The organism is Oleiphilus sp. HI0086, from assembly GCF_001635225.1.
This window is the reverse complement of sequence record NZ_LWFZ01000167.1, coordinates 1-24,446: the sequence shown is the minus strand read 5'-3', so window position 1 is coordinate 24,446 and position 24,446 is coordinate 1. Positions and strand designations below refer to the sequence as shown.

Below are 24,446 nucleotides of genomic sequence, written 5' to 3'. Positions count from 1 at the left end.
GTGACTATCTAAAGGCCGGTTATAAGCGCTTATTTAACAGGGAAATAAGTTTCATTGGTAGTTCTGCTGAGGCTAACACTTCTCCATGACTTGGAATTAAGATTGCTGGTTGGTCATTGTCTATTTGCTTCAATGCCCACTGTTTAAACGTGGCCTTATCGTCAAGAAGAAACCACTTGATCACTTGACTCATTTTTAAACCCGGTGCAGCGCCAAGCACTTTCTGCATGACTTTTGCAATCGGCTGGTTAGACATGCGTTCATAGTTCAAAAAGCTATCACAAGTAATCCATAAGCTGGTTTGCGAGTCTTTATCGTGCTTTTTAAACCAGGCATCATGACCCCGGTGACCTGGTGGAATCAGTACAGAGTAATTAAATGGCAGTGGCGGTAACTCACTTTCCAGTGCAGTGATATCGCTTTCTGAACTAGCTACCCCTTGTTTAACTAAACGCTTGATCGCCCCTTTACTTGCATACAAGCGATGTTTCGGAAAAGCATCTCGCCAGGCTTGAACGCCCATATAGTGAAAACTGTTTGGCATCACCAGGTGCATGCAGAGCTCTTCATTTAGCCATTCTTTGGGAAAGGCATCGATCAAAGATTTACCAGGGCTGATAATCACGATGTCTGAATCACTTGTTTTGATCGCGATAGAGTTTGAAACAAAGTTTGGCACAATATACTGACCAACTCTGATTTCCGGGTGTTTTTCAATCTCGTGCCATAAATTCTTTTGCATCTGGCCGTGTTCCTTAGTCTAAAGAGAAGCGAATTGGCGAACATAATATGAACTAAACGGAGCATAGTAAATAACGATCTAAGCAACCCGCTACTTCGCTAAAGCCCTATCAGGCGATATGCGGTTCTTCTAACAATAAATTGATATAGATCAAGACGATGTTTTGTTGTACTCGAATGGACTTGCTAGACTCGAAATAACGATGAAAGTTTTGTCTGGCAATTGACTAACTGAAGGAAAGGTTTATGAGCGATAAAAAAGTTGCGGTGGTGTTGTCTGGCTGTGGTGTATTCGATGGCTCTGAAATATATGAAGCAACACTGACATTGTTGGCACTTGATCGAGCAGGGGTTGCGTATCAGTGTATGGCTCCGAATATTGATCAGATGCATGTGCTTAATCACATGACGGGTAAAGAGATGAATGAGACTCGGAATGTACTCGTTGAGTCTGCACGCCTGGCTCGCGGAGATATCATCGACCTGTCAGAGGCTAAACCTGAAGATTATGCAGGGCTTATTTTCCCCGGAGGCTTTGGCGCGGCTAAAAATCTATCCAACTTTGCGGTAGCGGGTACCGATATGGAGGTTAATTCGCAAGTCGCTGAGTTTGCTCAGGCCTTTCACCGTCAACAAAAAGTAATTGGGCTTGTGTGTATTGCGCCGGCATTGGCGCCGAAGCTGATTGGCCACGGAGTGAAGTGTACAATCGGAAATGATGCCGATACCTCTGAGGCAATCACTGCTATGGGTGGAGAGCATCAAACCTGCGCCGTTGATGATTGCGTTATTGATGAGGCCAATAATACTGTGTCCACTCCTGCCTATATGCTGGCGAGCCGGATTAGTCAGGCAGCTTCAGGTATAGAGAAGCTGGTTTCTATAGTCATACAGCGTTTGTAGCTTTAGCGTGATTGAAAGACTCTTGCAAGCTCGGGCATGAGTCGTTAATGTTGCTCATAGAAATTGAGTCTGAGACCATTATCGAACCAAAGAGAGAAAACACGTGAGTAGTAAGTTTGTTATTCCTGAGCCGAGTTACCAAGTCATCCACCGTGAAGATATGGGTGCAAAAGTCTATGCTGCGGTGAACACGACACTGGCCACTTTTGAGGACGAGCCGCGTAAACTCTATGCTTGGCAGTTATCACTGATTCTTAAATTAGACACCGAAGATGAACAAGGCTTGACACTTCCAGAGGAAGCAAAAGAAATTGAGCCTTTTTGCCAGCAATTGGACGTTGACCTTCGAGCCGGCGGGAATGCTGTGCCTTTAGCGAGAATTACCTGGAATAAGACGCGAGAGTTACTTTTTAGAGTCTACAACCCGGTTCAAGCTGACGAATTAATAAAGAGTATTATCGAAGCGGATACCACGCCACGCCCCTTCAGCTATACAATCGACCCTGATGAAGATTGGAAGATGTCAGAGGTTTACCTTAAGAGCTTTAGGTAAAAGCGTTTCAATGGGGTCAGACTCGATTGAAAACAGCAATCGTTTTGTAGGCAGTGCTTTCCTCGGCTCGCTGGTGAATCAGTACAATGTTTCTTGTTGGGTTGAGTAAGTGAGGGGTGGAACCTTCTGCCCACAACTTCTTTATGCTTGTATATGTTCAGCGCAAAGCTCATAGGCGCGTATGACCTCATCGACTTTATCTCCGTGATTAATTCGGGATTTTTTGTAGTGAGATAGAACGCGCGCCAGATACTCATGGGCAATCTCAGCTTGAACTTCCGTTTCACCCTGCCAAATTTTTCTACCCGCCGGAGATATTTCCTTCTTTAAACCACTACACGAAGAAACATGCAGTATTTCATAAAACTGCTTTCGTTCTTTCACCAGTTGTTCGTCAAGCAGAGAAAAATCGAGCTTAATGAGGTGCTGCCTAAGTGCATATTGGTGATAAACAGGGCAGAGCAGATAATCGATATCAAGGTTTTGAAACTTCTGATGAAGCTGGTTGATCAGGCTCATCGTTTCGTCACCACCTATACCAGCAATAATGACCAAATGTTTGCCTTGATGTTTGTCTAAAGGTAACTGGGAGGCATCGCTGCAATAGGTCTTCCAAGATGTTTGGTTGTTAGGAGTCGCCGGAAAGAGCTCAACTAACTTCAGGTTCAAGGCTTCAATGAGCTCTGGAACAATATCAACAAAGTGAATTGTGGGTGCGGCTTGCCGATCAAGCAGGTTGATTCCCAATAAACCGTGGTCGCAGCAGCAATCCCAGATGTGCTCGTAGTTATTTAGGCACATCTCATTGAGTTTTTTTAGGCGTTTACCGAGCTTCAAAGTTTTGATTCCATTAATAATAAAAAGGGCCGCATATTTGCGACCCTTTTTTAGTACTGCTGTAGCGCTGTTCTTAGTATGAACGCTGAGCTTAGATCAACTCAATCGCCATAGCGGTTGCTTCACCACCACCAATACATAGTGCAGCAACACCTTTAGACTTGTCTTTCACTTTCAATGCGTTGATCAAGGTAACCAACAAACGTGAACCTGTTGAACCAACAGGGTGGCCTTGTGCACATGCACCACCGAAGATGTTCACCGTTTCTGGGTCAAGCCCTAGGTCAATGATAGGCATCATTGCAACCATTGCGAAGGCTTCGTTGATTTCATACAAATCAACATCTTCTTTAGTCCAGCCTGTCTTAGCAAACAAGTTTTCAATTGCGCCAACAGGAGCGATTGTAAATTCACTTGGGTGCTGGGATTGCGTAGCATGACCAACGATACGAGCAACAGGCTTAAGGCCACGTGCTTCAGCTTCGCTTTCACGCATTAGAACAAGTGCTGATGCGCCATCTGAGATTGATGAAGCATTCGCTGCAGTGATGGTACCATCTTTAGCAAAAGCTGCGCGAAGACTAGGGATTTTCTCGATGTTAGCGTTGAATGGCTGCTCATCGTGCTCAACCACAGTATCGCCACGGCGAGACTTAACGGTTACTGGAACGATTTCAGCTTTTAGCAAACCTTCTTCCGTTGCAGTTTTTGCACGAGTAAGTGATTGGATCGCATAGTCATCCATCTGCTCACGTGTATAACCTTTCTTGTCTGCAACTTCTTGTGCGAAAGAACCCATTAGACGACCTGTTTCAGCATCTTCCAAACCATCTAGGAACATGTGATCCATTGCTTGGTCACCGTGACCCATGCGGAAGCCCTTACGAGCCGTTGGCAAAATATAAGGAGCGTTAGACATAGACTCCATGCCGCCAGCAATCATTACATCGTTAGTGCCTGCCTTGATCGCATCGTGTGCCATCATCGCCGCTTTCATACCTGAACCACAAAGCTTGTTGATTGTGGTAGCACCCGTTGCATCAGGTAGGCCTGCTTGACGCATTGCCTGGCGAGCTGGGCCTTGCTTAAGACCGGCTGGCAATACGTTACCCATGATCACTTCTTGTACGTCTTCAGGCTTAAGGCCCGCACGCTCGACCGCTTCTTTGATAACGATGCTGCCTAGCTCAGGCGCAGGAACAGTAGACAGGCTACCTTGAAGACCACCCATTGGTGTACGAACACCGCTTACAATTACAACAGAATCTTGCTTAGACATATTAGCCTCTTACGTTTTACTCGTGGCCGAGCCACAAAGAGTGCACCCTCGTGAGGTGCCGGAAATACAAACGAAGCCAAGGATAGTGACCTTAGCCCACCAAATCGGTCGCAGATTGTATCAAGGATCTCGTTTTTGAACCAATTTGTTTGCTGTAAGGAAAGGTAAAGGCTTGCGGTTTACCTGTAGAGGACACCAAGCAATTAGCTTACACAGAGTGCCAAGTGTTTTCGGTTTAGGTCGATAATGTGATAGTTTGAGACAAGGTATCTCCTCAGATTTAGAGTAATTAGAAAAGGTTCATCAATTAATATGGCTAACAAGCAGCTTAATGATATATCTACTCCCATAACGAATCTCGATGAACTGGCTAAATTAGCCGACTATTCACTAATGAATAACCTTCGGTGCGACCCTCAGGCGACGGCCAGTGGGGATGATTACGCGCCTCGACAAGTTTTTTCGGGACATTATGTCCCTGTAAAGCCGACGCCTATTCCTGAGCCTGACTATGTCGCTCACAGCAGGAAGTTTTTCAGCGAACTGGGTTTTGACGACAATTTGGTGGAAACGGAAGGCTTCCGTCGTTTGTTCTCTGGTGATATGTCGCATGTGCCAGAACCTATGAGACAAACAGCTTGGGCAACTGGCTATGCGCTGTCGATTTATGGCACGGAGTACATTCAACAGTGTCCGTTCCGCACAGGCAACGGTTACGGGGATGGCCGTGCAGTATCTGTCCTTGAGGCTGTCATCAATGGTCAGCGTTGGGAGATGCAGCTAAAGGGTGGTGGGCGAACGCCATATTGTCGTGGTGCGGATGGGCGAGCAGTGCTGCGCTCGAGTATTAGAGAATTTCTGGTTCAGGAGCATATGCACCAACTAGGGGTGCCAACATCTAGGTCCTTATGCCTTTATGTATCTGGCTCAGAGACCGTTGATCGCCCATGGTATTCTGAAGGTTCTTACTCCCAAGATCCGGATATTATGGTATCGAACCCGGTTGCAATTTCAACACGTGTCGCACCGTCTTTCTTACGGGTCGGGCAGCTTGAACTGTTTGCTCGTCGAGCGCGTAGCAAGGCTCATCCAAAAGCTCTCGAAGAGTTAAAGATGATCGTTTTGCATTTGATTGATCGTGAATACAAAAGTGAGATCAATGAAGACCTATCGTTCGAAGATAAATTACTGCGGTTGGCTAGCGAGTTTCGTGAGCGTTTAAGCGCGCTTGTCGCAAACTGGCTTCGCGTAGGTTATTGCCAAGGCAACTTCAATAGTGACAACTGCGCAGCGGGGGGGTATACCCTTGACTATGGTCCATTCGGGTTCTGCGAAGTGTTTGAACCGTTTTATCAGCCTTGGAGTGGTGGCGGGCATCACTTTTCGTTTTTCAATCAACATGCTGCTGCCGAGGCAAATTTTGAGAGTTTCTGCTCGGCATTGCGACCCCTTGTTGCATCGAAGCCCGATGTATTAGAAAAGCTTAATGAGATACGCTCAGGCTTCACTGCTGTGATTCAAGAGAAAATGGAATCAATGTGGGCGTCTAAGCTGGGGCTTAATAAGTTTGATGGAACGCTATTCAATCAGCTTTTAAAGCTAATGGTTCAAACCTCTGTTGACTACACCCTCTTCTTCCGCGAGCTGTCAGAGCTTCCTGAAGATGTCTCGACGCTTAAGAAAAGCTTCTATAAAGACCTGAGTGATGAAAAGGAAGAAGCATGGTCGCAGTGGTTACAGACCTGGAGAGGGCTGATAAACATTGAGGAGGGCGCCGAAGCTCTGTCGTTACAGATGAAGCGCGTCAACCCAAAATACACCTGGCGTGAATGGTTGGTCGTGCCAGCGTATCAACAGGCGATGAAAGGTGACTATACGCTCGTAAAGGAATTACAAGACGTGTTGAGCAAACCATACGATGAGCAGACATTAGAGGTGAAAAATAAATTCTACCGTTTGAAGCCCGAGGTCTTTTTCGGGGCTGGCGGTGTCTCGCACTATAGTTGCTCGTCCTAATCGAATAAGCGCAACGCGCTAAGCAATTTCAAGTACTTGTGACAATAGCCAGTGAAGACACACACTACCTGTTGCTTAGAGGTTTGCTTACTTTATTAAGGCGTATTTAGTTCTTTAAATCTGCCTTCATTTGCTTGCGAAGCACTTTGCCGTTGGCCGTTCGGGGGAACAGTTGGGTGAAGTAAATCTTTTTAGGTACTTTATATTGAGCCAAATGTTCGTTTGCAAAGGCTAATAGGCTTGTTTCATCTAGCGTGCTACTTTCATGGCGAATGACGCTCGCCACGACCAAGTTCTTATCTGGCCCGATCTCTTCTTCGAGAGCGACACAATCAGCGACGTCGGGGTGGGTTTTCAATACCCGTTCAATCTCGTGGGGTGAAATACGAAAGCCAAAGCTGTTGATGATGTCGTCACGTCGACCGAGGAACCAAACATAGCCTTCTTCGTCTCGTTTGGCGTAGTCGCCGGTGAGAAAATAGCCGCCTTTGCGTGTGGCTTGTGTGGTGTCCGGCAGTTGCCAGTATTCAATGAACAGTCCTAAGTCTTGCTCGTCGATACAAAGCATGCCTTCTTCACCGTCTTTGACTGGCTCTAAGTTCTCATCGAGTAGATGTATTTTATGCCCGGTCTGAGGGCAACCCGCAGAGCCCGGGCGAATGGGGCGAGCAGGGTGATGCGATAAATAATAAGAACATTCAGACATGCCGATAGCTTCGTAAATATCCTGATTAAAGCGGTCTTGCCATAACCCAAGCATTTCATCTGAAAGATGCTCGCCTGCACACATACAGTGGCGAAGTGTCGGTACATCTTTAGCTGAAAATTCAGTTTTCTGAATGATCTGGCGATAAATGGTTGGTACACCGATAAAGATTGTGCATTGGTGCTTGGCGATCAGCTTCGGCCAGGTTTCTGCCGTGGCATCGCCGTTATAAACAACGACGGTTTTGCCTAGCAGCATCGGGTCCATCATGGCGGTGCCGAGTACGTAGGTCCAGTTGAACTTACCCGAATGCAGAATGCGGTCAGTTTTATCGCTTTGGTAATCAAACCAATGGTAGGCCGCGGGTAAGCGACCCAGCAAAGCCCTGTGAGCATGCAATACGCCTTTTGGATAACCCGTGGTGCCAGAGGTGTAGACTAAGTAGGCCGGGTCGTTATAGCAGGTATTGACTGCGATTTCGTCATCGGATGAACTTGCTAGTAAGTTTGCAAAGCTTTGAAACTTAATCTTGCTACTTGTGCTGGCGGTCTCGGCGAGTTCGTCGATAATCAAAACATGAGCCAACTCTGACTCTTCTAGTGTATCCAGGTGTAGCTTCTCGGCCAGCGCAGCGGTGGTGATCAGCACTTTGGCACCAGAGTCCTTCGCCAGGTAATCAATCTCGTCGCCGCTAAGCAGAATAGAGCTGGGCACCGCAATACCGCCAAGCTTAACTGTGCCATAAAAGGCAATCGGGAACTCGATAACATTCGGTAGCCAAAGCATGACCCTGTCACCCTTTATCAAGCCCAATTCACTTAACCGTGCAGCACATTGGTTGGATGCCTTATCGAGTTGCTGATAAGAATAAGCTTGATGTAATTCGTTACTCTCATCGCCATGGTCAACGATGAGCGCGGTAGACTGCATATCAAAGTTGGGAATTTGAGGGCGCGTGCACGCAAGGCCTATATTGAAGTCTTTCGACAGGTCCAGATCATTGATTGTCTCGGGCTTGATAGGCGCTTGCATGTTTCGCTGTTCTCTTTGTGGAATGAGTGCTTAGTGTGAAAGGTCTAAAATAATTTTGCCGATATGGGCATTGCTTTCCATTAGAGTATGCGCCTCAACAACATCTTCGAGTGCGAAGGTTTTGGCGATCACAGGCTTAATGGTTTTGTTCTCTAGCAGCGGCCAGACTTTTTCTTTTAGCTGTTGCGCAATTGCGGCCTTAGCGTCCAAAGATTGAGGACGTAGCGTCGAGCCGGTCAGCGTTAAACGCTTTAGCATCACGGGCAAGAAGTTTACCTTGTTGATCGGGCCTTGAAGATAAGCAATATTGATAATACGGCCTTCAATCGCGGCGAGGAAGAGGTTCTTCTGAATATACTCACCGCCAACCATATCAAGAATTACGTCGATGCCTTTGCCGTCATTGTGGTCTTTGATAGTGGGCAGGTAGTCTTGTTCGTTGTAGTTCACTGCAAGCTCTGCACCCAGCGCTTCACAGGCTTTTGCTTTCTCATCGCTGCCTGCGGTGGCATAGACTTTTGCGCCCATCGCTTTGGCTAGTTGAATCGCCGTGGTACCGATGCCGCTGGTACCGCCATGAATAAGAAAGGTCTCGCCCGCTTTCAGCTGACCGCGATCAAACACGTTTGACCACACTGTAAAGAAGGTTTCTGGCAAGGCTGCTGCTTCCACCATTGAGTAGCCTTCAGGAACGGGTAGACATTGGCTTTCTGGTACATTTACATACTCGGCATAGCCACCACCGTTGGTGAGTGCACAAATCTTATCGCCTTGTTTTAAGGTAGTAACGGCAGAACCGACTTCGACCACTTCACCGGCTACTTCCAAACCCAATATGGGTGACGCATCTTTTGGGGCCGGGTAGTTGCCTTGTCGCTGAATCACGTCAGGGCGATTAACGCCGGCTGCTGCTACCTTCACCAGTACTTCATTTTCTTGAATGCCAGGGCGTTCGCCTTCAGCAACTTGCATGACATCAGGTGCGCCGAAGTTTGGGGTGTCGATATATTTCATTTTGGCTCTCTTGTTCGTGGCGAATTCGTATGAGTAGGCAAGCAATTTAAAGGGCTACCGGGTTAGGGTCAAGTTTATCAACTGTGTTCCGTGGTGATCCCATTGACATCAAACTGACACCAAAGCGTCACATTTGCTTCACACTGAATTACTATCCTGCCTAAAAACACAGGAGTCTAGGTATGGGTTTTCAGAGCTTGTTGGTTAACAAGGCAGTAGATAGTGAGAAAACAAACGGTACACTTCAACCTGCTGTCGAGCGCATGTCTAGCAATGATGGCCTTGCCGATAAAAACGGTGGGATTCCCGAGATATTACGAGCACCGCTTAGCTCACTATCTCGTTCACGAAAAACCTTAGACTCTTTCCTGCGAGATCATCCTCACCTTAAAGGTGTTGAGTTTGTCGAGCAGATTCTTCAGCACTTTGAGTTTTCCTTTCAGACGCCTTGGAATGAGAAAGAACGAATTCCGACTGAAGGCCGCTTGGTGATTATCGCCAATCATCCTTTAGGTACTCTGGATGCAGCGGCGGTATTCAAGTTGGTAAGTGATGTAAGGTCAGACGTGCGTGTTGTGGTCGATGAAGGCGTTCATGAGTTAGATGCGCTTGCGCCGATTACTTTGGCTTGTCAGCCTTACTCCGAGAATACGGCTAAAACACGTAATGTCGCTTTGAAAGAACACCTGGAGCGAGAAGGTGTGCTGATCTTTTTCCCCAGTGAAGAATTATCCCGTATTCGCCCGAGTGGGGTGACGGATACCAAGTGGCGTCGTGACTTTCTTGATATAGCTTTAGAAATGAATGCGCCGGTGTTGCCTTTGTATATTGATGCAGCAAACTCTGCTCTGTTTTACGGTGTGTCTGCGATCTATAAGCCGCTTTCTACCATGATGCTTGTGCCTGAAATGTATAAGCAAACACGCAAGACGGTTGCGATCCGTGTCGGTAAGCTTGTCATTCATGAGACCTATGCCAAGAGTGGTTTGCCAGTTAAGACTCAGGTCAAACTGTTCAAAAAACACCTCTATAAAGTGGGTAAGGGTAAAAAGGGGATATGGCAAACCCAGTCACCGGTTGCTCACCCTGAATCACGTCAAATACTTAAGCAGCTTATTGCTTCTCAAAACCGATTGGGTGAGACCAGTGATAATAAACAGATCTTTCTCTATAAGAACGAAGGAAGCTGCGCGGTATTGAGAGAGATTGGCCGCTTAAGGGAAATTGCCTTTCGCGCAGTGGGCGAGGGAACAGGTGAGCGGCGTGATATTGACCACTATGACTCGTCCTATAGTCAATTGGTCTTATGGGATGAAAATGAGTTGGAGATTGTCGGTGCCTATCGCCTGGGCAATGCCAAAGACATTATCGAACAGCAGGGTATTCAGGGCTTATACAGCGCCAGCCTTTTTGATTATGACGAGTCAATGCTTCCTCTACTAAAGCAAGGGGCGGAACTTGGGCGAAGTTTTGTTCAGCCTAAGTATTGGGGCAAACGAAGTTTGGATTACCTTTGGTATGGCATCGGTTCTTACTTAAGCAAGAACCCTGATGTGAAATACTTATATGGTCCGGTCAGTATCTCGAACGACCTGCCTAAAGCAGCAAAAGATTTATTAGTTTACTTCTTCACTCTTTATTTTGGCAGCTTTGACGAGACGGAATCTCGGCCTAAGGCTGTATCGAAGCACCCCTATTTGCTCTCAAACGATCTGCTTGATGCCTTGAGCCAGAATTTTTCAGGTACGGATTATAAAGAAGACTTTATGATTCTTAAGAACATCTTGTCGAATATGGGCTGTAGCGTGCCGACTTTGTACAAGCAGTATAGCGACCTATGTGAACCGGGTGGCCTAAAGTTCTTGGGCTTTGGTGTTGACCCTGACTTTGGTGATTGTATCGACGGTTTAGTGATGGTCGATGTCAGTAAGATCAAGGAAAAGAAGCGTAAGCGCTATATCCCTGAAGTTATTGAACAACAGGAAGATAAATAATGCGTGCGGCCTGGCAAGCATTGAATGTGATGTGGACATTGCATGGTGAGCAGGCGTCGGGCGAGAAGTCTGCCCGTAGCGAACTGCTTTATCTTGAGGGGAGTGATATTGATAGCAGCTGCGTCAGTGTTGATGTCTATGAACCGCATATAAAACCGAAGGGATGCATTGCGTTCTTTCACGGCATGTCTCCTTTTGGAAAAGACGATTCTCGTATCGTTACACTTTGTCAGTCGCTATGTCATGTCGGCTTTAGAGTGGTTTCTCCTGATGTTCAGTCAATCAAAACTTTGAAGATTGATCCTCGGCAGATCGACTTGGTTGCAGATATATTAAGTGCGTTGGTGGATCAGTCGCACTTATGTTCTTCGGGTAGGCTGAGTGTTCTTGCGCCGTCTTTTTCCGGTGCCATATGTTTGGCTGCTGCAGCGGATGAACGTGTTAAAGACCGAATCATCTCGGTGTGTGCCATTGGTGCATTTACGGAAGTTGATTCGGTGATGAACTACTTGCTGACCGATACCGATGCAGACCCCTATGGGCGTTATATTGTACTGAAGAAAATTATCCCAATGGTGATGGAGGCGAAGGTCAATGAGAATTGCCTGGCTTTACAACAAGCCTTGGATGCAGCGATTCAGGACAATATTAATGAAACGACCCTGCTTGATATAGAAAACAAGCCGGAGCCGGGTAGTAATATTACTTTAGGGCAATGCATCGACCAATTAAGCCAGAGTGAAGCGAGTCTGGTGCATCGTGTTTTGAGCGACTCACAGTACCGGGAACTACTTTTTTCGAAAGCGAAAACGCCTCTATCAGAAGAATTAGAGGCTCTGGATATTGTCTCTCGCTTAGATGATTTGAGTGCCAAGGTTTTTCTGCTGCATGGCGCGGCAGACAATGTCATTCCCTGCGGGCAGTCAGAGCTCTTATACCGCAAACTACGCGAGATGAAAAAAGACGTTGATTTAGTGGTCACTCCTTTTATTAGCCATGGTGATACATGCTTTAGCTTAAGGCAGGTATTTGATGTCTGGCGTATCGTCAAAGGCTTTTCATTCTTTTTTGAAGACCACCATGCTTACACGAGATAGACAATCTTGAGAGAGTACGGCTTATACGGATATATTGATGAATAAAAATAAAATAAAAAAACGGCTGCCTGAGCTTTGGCAGTTAGAGCAGATTATTTCCCACACTAAGCACCCTCTGGTTGTTAATACCGAAGCGAATATTGATTTAGCCGGTCATCAGCTGCCACTGTATAGCATTGAAATGACACCTTATCGCCCGGGGCTGCCGACCGTTATTATTTCGGCGGGTGTTCATGGGATCGAGCGTATCGGTACACAAGTTTTGCTGTCGTACCTAGAGATGCTGCTGTCGCGAATGTCTTGGGATGTGGTGGTCGCCAAACAATTAGAAGCAATGAACTTAGTGTTTTTGCCGATAGTTAATCCTGGCGGGATGTATCTCAATACACGTGCTAATCCCAATGGTGTGGATTTAATGCGTAACTCTCCGATGGAAGCAGAGAGCGAGGCCCTGTTATTTGGTGGCGGACAAAGAATATCGCCACACCTGCCTTGGTATTGTGGCAAGGTCGAGGAGCAAATGGAGCTTGAGAACCAGAAGCTGGTAGAGGTGGTCGAGCGTTATTCTGATCAATCGCCCTTTACCTTAACGCTAGACTGTCATTCGGGCTTTGGCTTCCACGATTACTTGTGGTTTCCCTATGCTTATCGCAAACGGCCTATTGCGGTACTCGACAAGATTTATGCGCTGAAATTATTGCTAGATCGAACTTACTCTCACCATCATTATATCTTTGAGCCTCAGTCATTGAGTTATATCACGCATGGAGATCTGTGGGATTACATCTACAAGCGACATAAGAATTCACATGAGAGTATGATGATTCCTTTGACGCTTGAGATGGGCTCATGGAATTGGATTAAGAAGCGTCCGACTCAACTATTCTCTAGGTCTGGTTTATTCAACCCGATGGTGCCGCATCGCCTGCAACGCGTTTTACGGCGGCATATTATGCTATTCGATTTTCTTTGCTCGGCAGCCATTGGCTATAAGAGCTGGATGCCCAAGAAAAAGCAGCAGGTACAGACCTTTCAAGCAGCTAAGCAGTTTTGGTATCGCTAATGGAAAAGTGGATGCTAATAAGGGGTTTGTCTCGCCAGAAATTGCATTGGGGTGAGTTTCCTGAGCACTTAAAAACACTGTCAGGCGCAGAGGTATTGTTTGAGGACTTGCCAGGTTTTGGTGAGCGACATCATGAATCTAGCCCGGGGACGATAGAAGAAATTGCTGAGAGTCTTGCGCCGAGGATTTTTGACTCAGCCAAGCTTGTTGACGGTAAGATCAATCTTGTAGGTATTTCCATGGGCGGAATGGTGGCGCTTGCCTTGGCTCAAATGCACCCTGAAAAAGTCGCTAGCCTGATACTGATAAATTCAAGCTTTAGACCCTATGCTCGCTTTTATCAGAGACTTCAACCTAAGGCCTATGCAGGCTTCCTAAAGGCCTGGTTTAACCCCGTTATGCGCTACAGTGAGCGTGAAATTTTGCGATTGTCGAGTAACATGAGAGATAGTGATGAGTGTTTGCTAGATGAGTGGTTAGACTTCAGACGTAAGCAGCCACCTAGCCGGAGAGCGGCAATCAAGCAAATTCTGGCGGCCAGTCGCTTTCAATGCGAATCACAAAAGCCCGTCGAACATATGCTGTTTATTGCGGCTAAACAAGACAGGATTGTTAGCTACCACTGCTCTGAAAATGCCGCCCAAGCATGGGGGGCAGATTATCGTTGTCATCACTATGCCGGGCATGACTTGGCTTTGGATGCACCACAGTGGTTAGCCGAGCAGATCGTTGAGTGGCGACAGAGTCTATAAAGAGCGGGGTGAGAAGTAAGCAAACCTGAATGATCAGGCTTGCTTACTTGAATCTAGGCACAGGTTCTATTTTATGAAGAGGACGTTGGAGTCCATATAAGGTGCCTCATCAGCATAATCGTTTAAACTAATGAAGCTAATTTTTTCGCTATCCTGTTCAGTAAAGAAGAACTTGTTACTGCCCAAAGCACGGTCGTAGACAATGGATATTGTGCCGTCACCTTGAAAACTCCAGGAAAATGAAAAAGACGAGCCATCATTTTCATCTCCGTTGGTAGCGCCCGTATTGTTAGCAAAGAACTCAATAGAGCAGAAAGGGCAGTCTTCATAGTAGAATTCTTTAGTGAGATCACTTAACGAAGGTTGAATTGCTTCTACTGCACAATGCCTGATATGACTGACATCGTCTTCAGGAAGTTGGAAGCAGTATTGGCCCTGTTCGATCGCAGACTCTCTAAAGGTAAGTGTTTCATCGGCAAGGTAAACAATTACCTCGTTATTTACCACTGCCCATGTACCGCTCGTTACGCTCGCTAAACGTGAATCGTTATCATCGTTTCCGGTGAATTCAAAGGTCATGTCAGAGAAAAAACTGAAGATAACATAGGTATCATCGCCAAGGTCGTCGATAAAAGCCTTGCCACAGAGGTCTGACTCGGAAATTGTGTCGGAGCTATTATCTGGCTCGGGGCAATCAGGCAGTGTTATATTTTTACTGTCAGAGCCACAAGCAGACAAAAATAAAATTAAAGTGATTAGTGCGAATAGTTTAGACGCAGTCATAGTGTCGTTTCTCAAAATTTGATTATAAAGAGGATTTATTTATAGCTTTCGCATAAGCACGAAAGCGTGAAGAGTTTTATCGACAGAACTAAATAGCTTTCTGTTGATCAGAAAGTTCAGTTGTCAGTATTGATTTTTGGGTAATTAAAATAGAATGTTCGTCATATTCAAAATCCTTTTAAATATTTGAAGTTTAAGGGCCGCATTTTTGCGTAGTAAGAACGCGAACTATACTGTGGAAATCGTGTTCTTAGCAATGACTTTTTGGAGAACTATCGGTGTACTTATCAAGCCCAGAAGACAATGAAGTTTTGTTTGAGTCAATCGCGCAAGATTTGATTCAAACCGGCTGCTCTATCAATGAAGGGGCGATCCCTCAGGCTTTGGCTGATGCTTTGGCGCAGGAAGTAAAAGGCTTAGCTTCAGAGAAATTCAAGAAAGCCGGAATAGGGCGTGAGCAAGACTTTGTGAGGAACGAGACGGTTCGCTCTGATGAAATCGCTTGGATCTCAGAAGAGACGGAGGCGGGTAAGGCTTGGCTTGAATGGGCGTCTCAATTGCAGTCTTATATGAACAGGCGCTTATACTTAGGCTTGTTTTCGTTCGAAAGTCATTTTGCGCATTACAGTGCGGGTGATTTTTATCAGCGCCACTTGGATGCCTTTAAGGGGCAGTCAAATCGAACACTCACTTTGGTCGCCTATTTTAATAAAGACTGGACGCAAGAGGATGGCGGTGAGTTAGTTGTATACAAGGATCAGGATGATCAAGAAGGGCAAAAAGTGCTTCCTAGCTTCGCGACACTGGTGGTCTTTCTTAGTGAAGAGTTTCCGCATGAAGTGCTGCCAGCTAAAAAGGATCGCTACTCGATTGCGGGTTGGTTTCGGGTGAATACTTCTTCGGCGGACCGGGTTGACCCGCCGGAGTAAAACGAAATGAGAGAAAAGTAAAGAAAGGGGACGGAGGGATTATTAATTGACCAGCAGACAAACTTCTCCGTAAACCCAAACTCTGATACTTTCAATGATTCTTAATCCATACGCAAAAAGGAGTTTGCGATGCCGAGAAGAAAAAGGATGTATTTGCCTGACGTGCCCTTTCATATTGTTCAGCGCGGGAATAATCGAGAAGCCTGTTTTTACTCACCTGAAGATTACCAATTTTACTTGCATGTTCTAGGCGAGGTACTGAGCCGTTACAATGTGGCGCTTCATAGTTATGTTTTGATGACCAATCATGTGCATTTACTTATGACAGCTTCAGAGCAAGATGGTATTTCTCAAGTGATGAAGGTGTTGGGTAGCCGTTATGCGCAGTACTTTAATAAGACGTACAAGCGCACAGGAACGTTATGGGAAGGTAGGCACAAATCAAGCCCTATTGATGGGGTGGCCTATTTGTTGAAATGTTATCGATATATCGAACTAAATCCGGTGACAGCGAAAATGGTTGAGCGGCCGGAAGAGTACAAATGGAGTAGCTATGGCTCAAATGCCTATGGTGATGAGCATGTTGTGACAACTCCGCATGAACTGTATCTTGAGTTAGGCAGTGATATAGAGCAAAGATGCTATCAATATCGTGAGTTATTTAAAGAAAGCTTGAGTGGCTCAGATGTGCACGGGATTCGGTTAGCAGAACACTATTGCCAACCGCTGGGTTCCGATAGGTTCAAGATCCAAGTTGCCGAGAAGACAGGGCAAAAGATTGGCCAGATGCGTAGAGGGAGACCAAAAAATGGCTAATAAATAATCCCTCCGTCCCCTTAAACATTACAATTATGTCGTTAATCCAAACCGCCAAGATGAATGGATTGGAAGCATACGCCTATCAGAAAGATGTGCTTAACCGATTACCGTCGCATAAGAATAATCGGCTGGATGAGTTATTGCCACATAACGGGAAGGCTGATCAATAGGTAATGCCCAGACGCTTACAAGGATCTTGTATAACTTAAAGATTAGGTGGCTCGTTTTCTATGATGTAATCAGATAATCTATATAGGGCTGTAATTTAGTATACCGTCACGTTGCGGTGATGGAGTTGGTAGGCTTAAGTTGTTGTTACAATGAACGAAGTGATAAGAAAGAGGAGGCTGAGTCGCTCGATGACAATAGGACCTTATAAAATGGTGAGAAATGTTTAATAAGTATGATATTGCGGCAGTGATACCTGTCAGACTTGGTAGTTCAAGAGTTTCGCAAAAGGCCCTTCTTGAGGTTGGTGAAGACAAAATTAGTCTGTTAGCGTGGAAAATAAGACAGCTTAAGAAAGTGCTGTCAAAAGATAGCATATACGTTAGTACTGAGGCTGATGTACTGATGGATATTGCTCGAGAAGAGGGTGTAAAAGTTCATCGTCGCGATCAGTTCCTTGCTGACGGACATAAAGCTACTTTTAGTGAGGTCATTGTTGGTGTCGTTAAAGATATACCGCACGAGCACATTGCTTGGGTGACATGTGTTGTTCCTTTGATGAGTCCTCAAGAGTATTTGCAGGGGTTTCGTGAGTACTATGATCATGTTATTCCAGAAACTTCAAGTTTCGATAGCTTGGTTTCTGTAAACTTGCTCAAGGAATATTTTTGGGATGATGAAAAACCAATCAATTATTCTGCAACAAAGAAACATACCATTAGCCAGGAGCTGCCTAATATTTATAGGGTAACGAATGGGCTGTATATGGCTCCTAAGTCATTGATGCTTGATAAAGAGTATCTTCTTGGTAAGAACCCTTTTAAGTCCTGTGTTTCCAAGATTGCGGGCATCGATATAGATGAATACGAAGACTATGAAATTGCTCGTGATTTAATGGGGATTTATCAGAGCAATGAGTCTAAAACTCAAAATGAGAGTGTTATATTTCTGGACTTTGATGGTGTAATCGTAGATTCGGCTAAAGAAGCATATGCTATGGCTATGCTTGCGACTAAAAAATCTCAGAAACTTTCTGACGTAGACTTGAATAGTGAGCATTGCAGGAGGTTTCTCGAACAGCGTTGTCATATTGGTCCCGCGTGGAATTACTATTATCTATTAAAGTGTTTGGACGAAGAGAAGGACGTCCAATTTCTAGATATGTTGCCAAATGAAGCAGGAGACGAAGCTAGGGTTTTCCAGGATAGATTTTTTGCTACGCGACAAGTTGTTAGAAATCATTTCTGGGATGAATGGCTTGATTTAAATCACTTTTATGAAGGTGCTAATGGCTTCATAGACTTAATAAATAACAATTCGAATGTTGTTGTTGTAACGACGAAGGATGCAGAAACTGTCAGTGCGCTTCTTGAAAAGTACGGTGTGTTGCGTGATGTCGAAATTTTTGATTCGAGGTCATATGACCAATTTGGCTGCAAGTCTTTGTTCATGGATGACTATATAAAACGAATGAATATCAAGAGGGCTCTTTTTATTGATGACTCATATTCTCATCTCGAAAAGTGTAATTGGGTTGAAAAGCTATCTACCATCCAAGCTAAGTGGGGTTATGTTTTTCCTGAGGTTTATGAGGATAATAAAAACGAGGTTCTTAATGCTGCAATGGAGATAATTGGTGGATAAAGATGGAATATCTAAAAAATAAAGTCGTCTGTGTGCTCGTTGTTAAGAATCTTGAAGGTTTGCAAAATAAAATTCGGGCATTAGTTGCTGATGGGTTTGATGTCTTTGAAGTAACTTTACGCACAGACGTAGCTCTCGATGCTATTCGTAGCATAAAGCGCGACTTTCCAAGTTTGAAGGTCGGGGCAGGTACTATATTGAATGTTGAGCAGCTAGATGAGTCGATTTGTGCGGGAGCCGATTTTGGGGTTTCTCCAGGGTTGAATGAACTAATAATTTCGAAATCTAAAGAGCGAAACTTTGACTTTATTCCTGGGGTCGCAACACCCACGGAGATTGAGAGAGCTATTGCCTTGGGTCTCTGTTTGGTAAAGTTATTTCCAGCAAAGCTCTTAGGCGGTGTTGAATATATTCAGGCAATTTCGGGGCCTTATCGTAATATGTACTTCATGCCGACAGGTGGGGTGAATGAGTCCACTGCGAAAGATTACTTGGATTTAGATAATGTTCTTTGTGTCGGAGGGTCATGGATGTTCTAAAAGGGTCTGGTGTGTCGTTATTAAGTGAACGTTTTGCACAGCTTGATTTATCCGACTGAATCAAGATCAATCGTATCAACGTTCGCTACTCTGAATATAGTACTAATACTATCAAGGGCCTGTGGATAGATATTGGCGCCAACAGATATAGAGTCTATTCGATCACCAAAAATCAGTTTTGCAGTGAGTAAAACTGTGCTGCAGCATGATATCAGAACGTCATACTCATTTTGTTCCAAATACTGTTCTAAACAAACGTAATCGTGTTCAATTTTTTTATAGTTTTCCTTGAATAGGCAGTCGTATTCGTCCCTTGGGTGGGCAATATAATGTATTTCAGTCACGCCCAATGAGCTTAACTTATTCTCTATTTCATTCGAAATACGGTGTTCAACTTCCTTTGGCGTTTTACTATTTTTTAGAAGGCACTGACCTACAACCAATGCTTTTCTAGCCCCTATTCGATCCGATTCAGAAGTTTTGTCAGGCAAGGAAATGTATTTCACTTTCGACTTAGGGTAAGGGCTTTCTAGCCCAGAAAAACTATAGGCAGTGCTTACGATGGGAGTATCTGTGCCTATTCGTTCCCCTTCTATAGGATATATGCGTAGTCCAGTGACTCCATAGCTTATGCGCGATGGCCATTTTTTCTTCGCTCTATATTCCCACTTTACGGATGCGTCTTCAGGTGAATAGTTTATCGTACCTTCAGGCACGATTCGAACTTCTATGTTATGACTTTTATTGAGCGTTCCAATGATGACGTTCGTATAAATTAGATCGAGCCGGTTAATGTAAAAAATATTCTTATCGTTTAAGTGCTTTTTGATTTTACTAATGTTTTTATGAAGAGCACGGGCTCTTCGGAAGATACCTCTTGATTTAGTTTCCAGAGGAATTACTTTACTTTTACGTTGCTTGAGGTAGTGGGAAGCTTTCTTGTTAAAACTAAAGAATATGGGGCGATGGATTTTTTCTGTTTCAATAATTTTTAGTGACGCAAAGCATTGAAGTTCAGTGTCAATCAGAAATATATGGCTTGTCATTACGTGTTACCAGCCCGGGAAAGTATTCTAAAGTGTTTAACAAGGTAAGGCCTAGTAATAAGGTACTTCTAAGAAGGGAACCTATGTTTGCCTTTAATCGATTGGTTAAGTAAGTAGATGTTATTTATGCTACCTGTTTAATGCAAGTCGATTATATCAGAAAGTTAAACGGGTCACTCAACTGAGTAAAACGAAAAGAGAGAAAAGAGGGGTAGTACCAAAAGGCCTGTATTTAGTGCTACCCGCTAAGCAAGTTTTGAGTTAGTCTATATCTGCTCAGATTGAAGGGCAATAACAAAAAAAATAGAATAACTTTACCATATTTGAGAAGGTTGCTTAGGCTATGAATTACTCTCTTGATGAAATGGCTGTGTTTGTAGCGGTTGTCGATAGTGGCAACTTCTCCAGTGCTGCGAAGAAAAGTGGTATTCCTGTTTCTACTATTAGTCGAAGAATTTCTGATCTGGAAACACGCTTAAATGTACAGTTACTGTATCGTACCACCCGGCAGCAAAAGCTGACTGATATCGGCGCAGTGTATTATGAACACTGCAGTCGCATGCTTCAGGAGGCTGAAACAGCAGAGTTAGCTGTTCAGAACTTACAAGCCAAGCCTTCAGGAATATTAAGAGTGACTTCGCCTTACGCCTATGAAGACCCATTTATGTCTGAACTGATGGCGAGCTTTATGGAGAAGTACCCCGAGGTTAAGCTTCAGAACCTGGTTAATCAGCGTAAAGTAGACCTGATTGAAGAGAAGATCGATTGTGCGATCATTGCTGGTCATTTGGATGATTCCAGTCTTGTCAGGCGTGGTTTGGGCTCGGCTGTCGTTGTTTACTGTTGTAGTCCTGCCTACATTAAGAAGTACGGTTACCCTGACAGTATTGATGACTTAGGTGGCCATAAATTAGTTCAGCTGGAAATCCCTGAATGGCTTAACCCTGAGCCGGATATACTGGTTGATTTGGTGGAAACACGTCTTGCCACCAATGATATGTTTATGTCTCGTCAGGCTGCCGTCGATGGTTTGGGAATCACCCGTTTACCTCGTGTTCATATCGCCAATGCGCTGGAAAAGGGTGAGCTGGTTGAAGTGCTCCCAGAGTATAACTTTGACTTACCTTTAAGCATCTTGTTCCCAAGCAATAAGCAGTTTACCACCAAACTGCGTGCGTTTATTGATCATATGGTTGAGTTTTCAGCCAAACATGCCAAGTGGGATTTTGGATAATCCCTATTGGCTAGTCAATTTTGAGTTGTGCATGATCCAGTACAATTCCGGCACCTGTTAAGCTTAAGTGATCGTCATCGAAATATAGTGCTTGGCCATCCCTTACTGTCGGACAGTATTCTTCAGAGCATATTGCTTCGAGAGGCTTAATTGCTTTCAGGTTATCACCAAATGGCAAGCTATCTAGTTTCTCAAGGATAAACGCATGACGCTTCATGTATGCATCCACTGTCGTGGTTTTATCCTTGTCATAGGTATAATCATCAACAAAGAGGTAGTTCGGGGTCAGTATCGTCGCGATATGATCTGGTAATTCTGGTATCGGATAGACTACGTAGACCATTTTACCTGCTTTTAATAAGCGACTGATAATCTCATCTAGGCTTTGCCAGTACATTTCCCAAACTTCTTCGTGCGTTTCTTTTCGGAAAGGTTCTCTCAGCCAATTATTGATATCTGGTTTAGATAAAAAACCTGTATATCGGTAGCCTACGATTACATTCTTAATGCTTTGTTCTTGTTCTAAGTAAGCTAGTGTTTCATTTGTCCAATTATGGCAGCCACCTCGTTTGACATTATAGTTCAGCGCGGGTTGGCAGCCACTAAACGACAAGTGACGGTTGCCTTGCTTATGAGGCTCGAGCTTCTTTGCTAAGGCATAAGCAAGTTCTACGGTGTGACTATCTCCAAAAGTAGCCCAGGTGACATTGTCGTTGAAGTAATGACACGATTCTTCCGGGCGCAGGTAGTCTTTCCCTTTGGTGTGGCACTGTTTTCTCTTAGGGTTATGTTCAATCGTTGCATCATATTCGGTGCTAAAACGAAATTGCATGCCGTCAGTTGCGAGTATGAATCCAAAGCCTAATATAGCAATACCTATCCAACGTTTAGCAACCTGGATCATATCCTTGTTTTTGAACTTAGGGCTTCTTCTAAACGGGGTTTCGACATAGCGGTAACTTAGAAAAGCCAGTACGAAGGTTAAAAGTACTGCCAGGATGAATAGTGCTTCAGAAGGTTCGCCTGAGCTCTTCATCCGCAAGAACGCGAACAATGGCTGATGCCATAAATAGAGAGAATAGGAGATGAGTCCTACGGCTACAATTGGCTTTAGAGAGAGTAATTTGCCAGCTAGAGTTTGGCGATCAGCAAATATAATGATTAGGCTGGCACCTATAACGGGTAGCAAAGTATAAAAGCTAGGAAATGGCGTGTCAGCATCAAAGCAAAAGAATGAAGCGATAACCATTGTGAGACCAGTCAAAGACGCTATCTGCCTGACGGGTCTCGTATATGAAATCTGATCAAATTTGTATATGGAAATAATTGAGCCAAACAATAGCTCCCAAGCACGAGAGGAAATTAAATAGAAATTTGCTGCGGAGTCTCCTTTGAAGGCCATATATTGCGATAACAGTAAAGAGGCGAGCGTGAGAGCGATAACGATTGCAGAGAGTGACTTACCTTTACGGAAGGCATATAAGGCTAACAAAGGAAAGAGTACATAATACTGTTCTTCTACTGCAAGGCTCCAGGTATGTAACAGTGGTTTTTGCTCTGCTGCCGTAGAAAAATAATCACTAACGCTATAAAAATGGAAGTTAGAGATGAAGCTGATAACCGTTAGCCCGCTATTGGCATAAGATTTAAAAAGCTCTGAAGGCATCACGACAACGGCAATAAGCGTTGTTACAGTCAGCATGCTAAATAAAGCGGGTAAGATTCTACGTGCGCGACGCTCATAGAAGTTTCTGATCGTAAAAGTACCTGCGTTCAGCTCATCCAGAATGATACGGGTAATCAAATAACCGCTGATAACAAAAAAGATATCGACGCCAGCATAGCCACCGCTAAAACCAAATAGTCCAGCGTGGAAAAGAATGACTGGTAGCACTGCTATGGCTCGTAAACCGTCAACTTCACTTCTATAAAGCATTATGAATCCTGGATCTGATAGGTATTTCAATAAATGGCGGCGATACTAACATACAAAAAAATATGTGGACAAGTTTGGGGCTTGTGTTGTCTTCCTTCACCGTTTATGGGATTGAGTATGTCTTAATAATAGGAACCATTTTATTGCTCTTATGGTAATATCCTTGGCTACGATACTTTCTCTGGGAAACGTCTTGATGCAACAAACCAAAACTTATCCGCCACTTCGTTATGATTCATATTTGATCCAACTATTTCGGTGGTTTGTTAAGCCTTTGTTACCCGTGTCGTGGTTTCGCGACCCCATTCCTGAAACCGAAACTCGGTCAGCTGTTTCAGGTGAGTTTGATCTGGAAATCGTAAGTCATTGCTGGAACTACTCTAATACCTTGAGCTATCAGTTAAGTTCATACGTCAACTACCCACCCAGTAAGTTACGTTTAACCGCAACCGTGTTTTATGCTGAGGAAGATAAAGGTACCAAAGCTGTTTTAGATTACTTTTCTAAGCTAGAGGTGCCAAATGTTACTTGGAATTTTCAGCCGCTAAGTAAGGGAAAACTATTTCGCCGCGGAATTGGTCGAAACATGGCGGCTCGTTCGACTAAAGCTGACTGGTTGTGGTTTACCGACTGCGATATTATTTTCCATAAGAATTGCCTCGATTCTTTGGCTGAAGCACTTCAAGGTAAGAAAGATATTTTGTATTACCCGCGCTCCGAGAAAACAACTGACATGTTGAAAGATGACGACCCGATGTTGCGTAAAGATGCCGAGCCTCAATTAGTTGATATTGAAACCGCGAACTTTAGCTCTCATACTCGTGATAAAGCAAAAGGCGCTTTTCAGATTGTACATGGTGATGTAGCTCGGGCGATTGGCTATTGTGAAAAAATAAGAATCTTCCAGACCGAAACGCTAACCTGGCGTAAAACTTATGAAGATACAGCGTTCAAATGGCTGATTAAGTCGGAAGGAACCCCTCTAGATATTGATGGTGTCTTTCAAATTCGTCATGTGACGAAAGGGCGTTATGCGCAGGATTCCAATATATCTAAAGTGCGTAGCAAGATCAGACACATGCAAGAATAGCCGGTGCTGACGACGCGATGAAAAACTACTATTTCATATCCTCTCCTTTACACTTTTTTATTGCCTCTAACTTAGCAATTGAAAATCAAGGACAAGAAAACATAGCTGTAATTGTTTCAAAAAACCTGGATTTGGCCAAATCCTTCACTCTAGCGATTGAGCAAGTAAAGGGATTGTTTCAAGAAACCGTTTCTTTAGCGAATGATAAAGGTCTCGGAAAGATACAGCATCGTCGGGAGGTCATGAAACGGATTGATGTTTTGTTTGCTTC

General features: G+C 44.4%; 22 protein-coding genes and 1 pseudogene. 15 read left to right on the top strand and 8 right to left on the bottom strand.

The annotated features are described in order from the left end of the window. Nucleotides 1–19 precede the first annotated feature (19 nt). Complete coding sequence (locus A3756_RS02355) at nt 20–742, bottom strand: hypothetical protein (protein ID WP_068507705.1); 723 nt, start codon at nt 740–742, stop codon at nt 20–22. A gap of 245 nt (nt 743–987) precedes the next feature. Here A3756_RS02355 and elbB point away from each other — a divergent pair, with 245 nt between their 5' ends. Both elbB and A3756_RS02345 read left to right on the top strand, forming a co-directional pair. Next, nucleotides 988–1,644 carry an isoprenoid biosynthesis glyoxalase ElbB gene (gene elbB, locus A3756_RS02350; protein ID WP_068507707.1) on the top strand — a complete coding sequence of 219 codons (657 nt, stop codon included), beginning with the start codon at nt 988–990 and terminating at the stop codon, nt 1,642–1,644. Nucleotides 1,645–1,747: 103 nt separating this feature from the next. After that, a complete protein-coding gene (locus tag A3756_RS02345; protein WP_068507709.1) occupies nt 1,748–2,197 on the top strand; it encodes a DUF695 domain-containing protein in 450 nt (149 codons plus the stop codon). Nucleotides 2,198–2,338: 141 nt separating this feature from the next. Here the strand turns inward: A3756_RS02345 and A3756_RS02340 are convergent, their stop codons facing one another. Together A3756_RS02340 and A3756_RS02335 are read right to left on the bottom strand one after the other, a co-directional pair. Continuing rightward, nucleotides 2,339–3,034, bottom strand: coding sequence for a tRNA (adenine(22)-N(1))-methyltransferase TrmK (locus A3756_RS02340; RefSeq protein ID WP_068507712.1), 696 nt, complete (start codon nt 3,032–3,034; stop codon nt 2,339–2,341). A gap of 91 nt (nt 3,035–3,125) precedes the next feature. Then, the gene (locus tag A3756_RS02335; protein WP_068507713.1) at nt 3,126–4,313 is read right to left on the bottom strand and encodes an acetyl-CoA C-acyltransferase; all 1,188 of its coding nucleotides are present in this window, start codon (nt 4,311–4,313) and stop codon (nt 3,126–3,128) included. Nucleotides 4,314–4,625: 312 nt separating this feature from the next. Between A3756_RS02335 and A3756_RS02330 the strand changes: the two genes are divergently transcribed. Continuing rightward, nucleotides 4,626–6,329 carry a YdiU family protein gene (locus tag A3756_RS02330; RefSeq protein ID WP_068507714.1) on the top strand — a complete coding sequence of 568 codons (1,704 nt, stop codon included), beginning with the start codon at nt 4,626–4,628 and terminating at the stop codon, nt 6,327–6,329. 106 nt (nt 6,330–6,435) lie between these two features. Here the strand turns inward: A3756_RS02330 and A3756_RS02325 are convergent, their stop codons facing one another. After that, nucleotides 6,436–8,067: an acyl-CoA synthetase gene (locus A3756_RS02325; protein ID WP_068507716.1), complete on the bottom strand. Its 1,632-nt coding sequence runs from the start codon at nt 8,065–8,067 to the stop codon at nt 6,436–6,438. Between the two features lie 30 nt (nt 8,068–8,097). Beyond that, nucleotides 8,098–9,081, bottom strand: a complete 984-nt coding sequence (locus A3756_RS02320; RefSeq protein WP_068507718.1) for an NAD(P)H-quinone oxidoreductase — start codon at nt 9,079–9,081, stop codon at nt 8,098–8,100. Nucleotides 9,082–9,263: 182 nt separating this feature from the next. Here A3756_RS02320 and A3756_RS02315 point away from each other — a divergent pair, with 182 nt between their 5' ends. Genes A3756_RS02315 through A3756_RS02300 form a run of 4 tightly spaced genes read left to right on the top strand, consistent with a single transcriptional unit; the run spans nt 9,264 to nt 13,987 of the window. Continuing rightward, on the top strand, nt 9,264–11,075 hold the full coding sequence (locus A3756_RS02315) for a lysophospholipid acyltransferase family protein (RefSeq protein ID WP_197479448.1): 1,812 nt from the start codon (nt 9,264–9,266) through the stop codon (nt 11,073–11,075). Further along, entirely contained in the window at nt 11,075–12,172 is a 1,098-nt protein-coding gene (locus A3756_RS02310) for an alpha/beta hydrolase (RefSeq protein ID WP_068507721.1), read from the top strand. The genes A3756_RS02315 and A3756_RS02310 overlap by 1 nt, the downstream gene beginning before the upstream one ends. 37 nt (nt 12,173–12,209) lie before the next feature. Further along, nucleotides 12,210–13,235 (top strand): M14 family zinc carboxypeptidase, encoded by a 1,026-nt coding sequence (locus tag A3756_RS02305; protein ID WP_068507722.1) that lies wholly within the window; start codon nt 12,210–12,212, stop codon nt 13,233–13,235. An 11-nt stretch (nt 13,236–13,246) separates the two neighbouring features. After that, nucleotides 13,247–13,987, top strand: a complete 741-nt coding sequence (locus A3756_RS02300; RefSeq protein WP_197470244.1) for an alpha/beta fold hydrolase — start codon at nt 13,247–13,249, stop codon at nt 13,985–13,987. A 66-nt stretch (nt 13,988–14,053) separates the two neighbouring features. On the opposite strand, the gene A3756_RS02295 is transcribed toward A3756_RS02300, so the two are convergent. Continuing rightward, nucleotides 14,054–14,770, bottom strand: coding sequence for a lipocalin family protein (locus A3756_RS02295; protein ID WP_068507727.1), 717 nt, complete (start codon nt 14,768–14,770; stop codon nt 14,054–14,056). 278 nt (nt 14,771–15,048) lie between these two features. Between A3756_RS02295 and A3756_RS02290 the strand changes: the two genes are divergently transcribed. From A3756_RS02290 to eda, 5 genes and pseudogenes are all read left to right on the top strand, one after another. Continuing rightward, nucleotides 15,049–15,699 (top strand): 2OG-Fe(II) oxygenase, encoded by a 651-nt coding sequence (locus A3756_RS02290; RefSeq protein WP_068507730.1) that lies wholly within the window; start codon nt 15,049–15,051, stop codon nt 15,697–15,699. Between the two features lie 129 nt (nt 15,700–15,828). Next, entirely contained in the window at nt 15,829–16,515 is a 687-nt protein-coding gene (locus A3756_RS02285) for a transposase (RefSeq protein ID WP_068507732.1), read from the top strand. A 32-nt stretch (nt 16,516–16,547) separates the two neighbouring features. Continuing rightward, nucleotides 16,548–16,688: pseudogene (locus tag A3756_RS25790) on the top strand (transposase domain-containing protein); the annotation flags it as partial. Between the two features lie 220 nt (nt 16,689–16,908). Continuing rightward, nucleotides 16,909–18,330 carry an HAD family hydrolase gene (locus A3756_RS26400; RefSeq protein WP_068507734.1) on the top strand — a complete coding sequence of 474 codons (1,422 nt, stop codon included), beginning with the start codon at nt 16,909–16,911 and terminating at the stop codon, nt 18,328–18,330. Nucleotides 18,331–18,332: 2 nt separating this feature from the next. Beyond that, a complete protein-coding gene (eda, locus tag A3756_RS02275; protein WP_068507735.1) occupies nt 18,333–18,869 on the top strand; it encodes a bifunctional 4-hydroxy-2-oxoglutarate aldolase/2-dehydro-3-deoxy-phosphogluconate aldolase in 537 nt (178 codons plus the stop codon). Nucleotides 18,870–18,916: 47 nt separating this feature from the next. On the opposite strand, the gene A3756_RS02270 is transcribed toward eda, so the two are convergent. Next, complete coding sequence (locus A3756_RS02270) at nt 18,917–19,915, bottom strand: polysialyltransferase family glycosyltransferase (RefSeq protein ID WP_068507737.1); 999 nt, start codon at nt 19,913–19,915, stop codon at nt 18,917–18,919. 343 nt (nt 19,916–20,258) lie between these two features. On the opposite strand from A3756_RS02270, the gene A3756_RS02265 reads away from it, so the two are divergent. Then, nucleotides 20,259–21,149 (top strand): LysR family transcriptional regulator, encoded by an 891-nt coding sequence (locus A3756_RS02265; protein WP_068507739.1) that lies wholly within the window; start codon nt 20,259–20,261, stop codon nt 21,147–21,149. A 10-nt stretch (nt 21,150–21,159) separates the two neighbouring features. On the opposite strand, the gene A3756_RS02260 is transcribed toward A3756_RS02265, so the two are convergent. After that, on the bottom strand, nt 21,160–23,085 hold the full coding sequence (locus A3756_RS02260) for an acyltransferase family protein (RefSeq protein ID WP_068507741.1): 1,926 nt from the start codon (nt 23,083–23,085) through the stop codon (nt 21,160–21,162). 196 nt (nt 23,086–23,281) lie between these two features. Here A3756_RS02260 and A3756_RS02255 point away from each other — a divergent pair, with 196 nt between their 5' ends. Then, entirely contained in the window at nt 23,282–24,175 is an 894-nt protein-coding gene (locus tag A3756_RS02255) for a glycosyltransferase family A protein (protein ID WP_068510881.1), read from the top strand. 17 nt (nt 24,176–24,192) lie between these two features. Then, on the top strand, nt 24,193–24,446 hold a 254-nt coding region (locus tag A3756_RS02250; RefSeq protein WP_156490202.1), incomplete at its 3' end, for a hypothetical protein.

Coding starts and splice junctions, on each gene's coding strand:
- A3756_RS02255 (WP_068510881.1), top strand. CDS start 23,282: ATGCAACAAACCAAAACTTATCCGCCACTTCGTTATGATTCATATTTG.
- A3756_RS02300 (WP_197470244.1), top strand. CDS start 13,247: ATGCTAATAAGGGGTTTGTCTCGCCAGAAATTGCATTGGGGTGAGTTT.
- A3756_RS02295 (WP_068507727.1), bottom strand. CDS start 14,770: ATGACTGCGTCTAAACTATTCGCACTAATCACTTTAATTTTATTTTTG.
- A3756_RS02355 (WP_068507705.1), bottom strand. CDS start 742: ATGCAAAAGAATTTATGGCACGAGATTGAAAAACACCCGGAAATCAGA.
- A3756_RS02315 (WP_197479448.1), top strand. CDS start 9,264: ATGGGTTTTCAGAGCTTGTTGGTTAACAAGGCAGTAGATAGTGAGAAA.
- A3756_RS02260 (WP_068507741.1), bottom strand. CDS start 23,085: ATGCTTTATAGAAGTGAAGTTGACGGTTTACGAGCCATAGCAGTGCTA.
- elbB (WP_068507707.1), top strand. CDS start 988: ATGAGCGATAAAAAAGTTGCGGTGGTGTTGTCTGGCTGTGGTGTATTC.
- A3756_RS02330 (WP_068507714.1), top strand. CDS start 4,626: ATGGCTAACAAGCAGCTTAATGATATATCTACTCCCATAACGAATCTC.
- A3756_RS02310 (WP_068507721.1), top strand. CDS start 11,075: ATGCGTGCGGCCTGGCAAGCATTGAATGTGATGTGGACATTGCATGGT.
- A3756_RS02305 (WP_068507722.1), top strand. CDS start 12,210: ATGAATAAAAATAAAATAAAAAAACGGCTGCCTGAGCTTTGGCAGTTA.
- A3756_RS26400 (WP_068507734.1), top strand. CDS start 16,909: ATGTTTAATAAGTATGATATTGCGGCAGTGATACCTGTCAGACTTGGT.
- eda (WP_068507735.1), top strand. CDS start 18,333: ATGGAATATCTAAAAAATAAAGTCGTCTGTGTGCTCGTTGTTAAGAAT.
- A3756_RS02265 (WP_068507739.1), top strand. CDS start 20,259: ATGAATTACTCTCTTGATGAAATGGCTGTGTTTGTAGCGGTTGTCGAT.
- A3756_RS02335 (WP_068507713.1), bottom strand. CDS start 4,313: ATGTCTAAGCAAGATTCTGTTGTAATTGTAAGCGGTGTTCGTACACCA.
- A3756_RS02270 (WP_068507737.1), bottom strand. CDS start 19,915: ATGACAAGCCATATATTTCTGATTGACACTGAACTTCAATGCTTTGCG.
- A3756_RS02285 (WP_068507732.1), top strand. CDS start 15,829: ATGCCGAGAAGAAAAAGGATGTATTTGCCTGACGTGCCCTTTCATATT.
- A3756_RS02325 (WP_068507716.1), bottom strand. CDS start 8,067: ATGCAAGCGCCTATCAAGCCCGAGACAATCAATGATCTGGACCTGTCG.
- A3756_RS02320 (WP_068507718.1), bottom strand. CDS start 9,081: ATGAAATATATCGACACCCCAAACTTCGGCGCACCTGATGTCATGCAA.